General features: G+C 67.0%; 1 protein-coding gene. It reads left to right on the forward strand.

Annotated elements, in window-relative coordinates; genetic code table 11:
- On the forward strand, nt 1-887 hold an 887-nt coding region (locus tag OR16_RS38625; protein WP_006164784.1), incomplete at its 5' end, for a molybdopterin cofactor-binding domain-containing protein.
- Nucleotides 888-1,009: the final 122 nt, after the last annotated feature.

Consider the following 1,009-nt stretch of genomic DNA (forward strand, 5'->3'; position numbering starts at 1 on the left):
CGAAGACGCAGGCGTGGCTGCATCGCACCGCCGCTTCCACCATCACGTCGACCTTCGTGGCCGGCGCGAAGAACGAAGCCGCGTTCGAGCTCGGCATGTCGGCGGTGAACATGCCGTTCGACATTCCCAACGTGCGCGTGGAAAACCCGGAGGTGCAAGCCCACACCCGCATCGGCTGGTTCCGCTCGGTGTCCAACATCCCCCACGCCTTCGCCGTGCAGTCGTTCGCGGCGGAACTGGCGGCGGCAGCCGGGTGCGACCATCGCGACTACCTGCTGGCGCTGCTCGGCCCGGACCGCCGCATCGACCCGACGCATCTGTCCGACACCTGGAACTACGGCGAGTCCCCGCAGCAATATCCGCTCGATATCGGCCGCCTGCGCGGCGTGATCGAACTGGCCACGCGCGAAGCCGGCTGGGGCAAGACGCTGCCGAAGGGGCACGGGCTGGGGCTGGCGGTCTGCTACAGCTTCGTGACCTATGTGGCGGCGGTGATCGAGGTGATGGTGGCCGACGACGGCAGCATCAGCGTGCCGCGCATCGACATGGCAGTGGACTGCGGCGCGCAGGTCAACCCGGACCGCATCCGCTCGCAGGTGGAAGGCGCCTGCATCATGGGCATCAGCCTGGCCACCACGGGTGAGATCACCTTCAAGGACGGGCGCGCCCAACAGGACAACTTCCACCAGTACGAGGTGATGCGCGCGCCCTCGGCGCCGCGCCAGATCCATGTGCATCTGGCGCCGGGCAGGTTCGACGCACCGCTCGGCGGTGTCGGTGAGCCGGCCATGCCGACCATTGCGCCTGCGCTGTGCAATGCGATCTTTGCGGCTACCGGCAAGCGCATCCGCGCGCTGCCGATCCGGGAGCAGTTGAAGAAGGCTTGAGCTTGAGCTTGAACCGCGGGGCATTGCGGCCGGCGTGATTCGCCGGCTGCAATGGCTGATACGTTTCGTGTTCCGTGTTCCGTGTTCCGCGTTTTGCGACGCGCAAAAGCAAAACCCCCCAG

Source organism: Cupriavidus basilensis OR16 (genome assembly GCF_000243095.1).
GTDB lineage: Bacteria > Pseudomonadota > Gammaproteobacteria > Burkholderiales > Burkholderiaceae > Cupriavidus > Cupriavidus basilensis_D.